3 protein-coding genes are annotated in these 1,955 nt (G+C 67.3%); 2 read left to right on the top strand and 1 reads right to left on the bottom strand.

Annotated features, from left to right (window positions below; translation table 11 throughout):
* On the bottom strand, nt 1-209 hold a 209-nt coding region (locus tag WCE35_RS23765; protein ID WP_424595753.1), incomplete at its 3' end, for an SDR family NAD(P)-dependent oxidoreductase.
* A gap of 143 nt (nt 210-352) precedes the next feature.
* On the opposite strand from WCE35_RS23765, the gene WCE35_RS23770 reads away from it, so the two are divergent.
* Both WCE35_RS23770 and WCE35_RS23775 read left to right on the top strand, forming a co-directional pair.
* Nucleotides 353-1,138, top strand: a complete 786-nt coding sequence (locus WCE35_RS23770; protein WP_424595754.1) for an SDR family oxidoreductase — start codon at nt 353-355, stop codon at nt 1,136-1,138.
* Nucleotides 1,135-1,955 (top strand): NADPH:quinone reductase (locus WCE35_RS23775; protein WP_424595755.1); only part of this gene is annotated, 821 nt, incomplete at its 3' end. The genes WCE35_RS23770 and WCE35_RS23775, both read left to right, overlap by 4 nt.

The following is a 1,955-nucleotide window of genomic DNA, read 5'->3' on the forward strand; positions in this document are numbered from 1 at the left end:
ATGTCGGTCACGTCCATCTGCACCGCGGCGGCGCGGCCGCCTTTGGCCTTGATCTCCGCTTCAAGGCTCTTGAGCTTGGCGGTCTGGCGCGCCGCCAGCACGACGGCGGCGCCATGCGCCGACAGCACGCGGGCAAATTGCCGCCCCAGCCCCTGCGAAGCGCCGGTGATCAAGATGGTTTCCTGGCTGACGTCGAACAGGTCTGACATGACGAATTCCCCAAGCGTGATATGCGCTCATTGATATAGACGATTTCCGCCGGCGCAAAGCCGGGGGCCTTATCAGGGCCGTCGATGTTGGCTACAGTGGCGCCATCGGACTTCAAAAATCATGACATGACGGGAGTGAAACAGTGGATCTCGGTATCAAAGACCGCCGCGCCATCGTCTGCGCATCGAGCAAGGGCCTGGGCCGCGCCTGCGCCATGGCGCTGGCCCATGAAGGCGTCCATGTCACCCTGACCGCGCGCGGCGCCGAGGCGCTGAAAAAGACCGCCGACGAAATCCGCAAGGCCAATCCGGGCGTCACGGTGAGCGAAGTCGTGGGCGACATCACCACGCCGGAGGGACGCGCGGCGGCGCTGAAGGCCTGCCCCGATCCCGATATCCTGGTCAACAATGCCGGCGGCCCGCCGCCCGGCGATTTCCGCAACTGGACCCGCGATGACTGGATCAAGGCGATCGACGCCAACATGCTGACGCCGATCGAGCTGATCAAGGCCACGGTCGACGGCATGATGGCGCGAAAATTCGGCCGCATCGTCAACATCACCTCGGCGGCGGTGAAGGCCCCGATCGAGGTGCTGGGCCTGTCCAACGGCGCCCGCGCCGGGCTCACCGGCTTCGTCGCCGGCATCGCGCGGAAAACCGTGATCAACAACGTCACCATCAACGGCCTGCTGCCGGGCCCGTTCGATACCGACCGGCTGCGCGGCCCGGTGGCGAAGCTGGACGCCGAGAAGCGCGGCATCACCGTGGATCAGCTTCTGGCCGAACGCGCCAAGCTCAATCCGGCCGGACGGTTCGGCGACCCCGAGGAATTCGGGCAGGCCTGCGCGTTCCTGTGCGGCGCCAGGGCCGGCTTCATCACCGGCCAGAACATTTTGCTCGACGGCGGCGCTTACCCAGGCACGCTGTGAAGGCGGTCTGGTACGAGCGAACGGGCCCCGCGCCCGAGGTGCTGACCTATGGCGACATGCCGACGCCGGTGGCCGGCCCGGGCGAGGTCCGGGTGCGGCTGGAGGCGTCGGGGGTCAATCCCGCCGATGCCGGCCGCCGTGGCGGCGGCTATCGCGCGATGGAATATCCGCGCGTGATCCCGAACAGCGACGGCGCCGGGATCATCGACCAGGTCGGCGACGGCGCGACGCGGCTCGGCGTCGGCCAGCGCGTCTGGCTGTTCAACGGCCAGCGCAACGGCCGCGCCTACGGTACCGCCGCGGAATATATTTCGCTGGCCGGGCATCTGGTGACGCCGCTGCCGGATCATCTGTCGTTCGCCGCGGGCGCCACGCTCGGCATTCCCGGCATGACCGCCTGGTGCTGCCTGTTTGGCGACGGGCCGATTACCGGGCAGACCGTGCTGGTCACCGGCGGCGCCGGCGCCGTCGGCCATTACGCGGTGCAGCTTGCGAAATGGGGCGGCGCGCGGGTGATCGCGACCGTCAGCTCGGCCGTGAAGGCGGAACAGGCGCGGCTCGCCGGCGCCGACCTCGTTATCAACTACAGGACCGATCATGTCATAGCCAAGACGATGGCATTCACCGGAGAGCGCGGCGTCGATCGCGTCGTCGATGTCGATTTCGGCGGCAACATCGATGTCACGCTGAAACTGATGGCGATGAATTCGACGATCGCCGTCTACGCCACCAACGGCAATCGCACGCCGGTCGTGCCGATGCGCGAGCTGATGGAAAAATGCATCGCGTTGCGCGCGCTGGTGCTGTTCGCGCTGCC

The organism is Bradyrhizobium sp. (assembly GCF_049691595.1).
GTDB lineage: Bacteria > Pseudomonadota > Alphaproteobacteria > Rhizobiales > Xanthobacteraceae > Bradyrhizobium.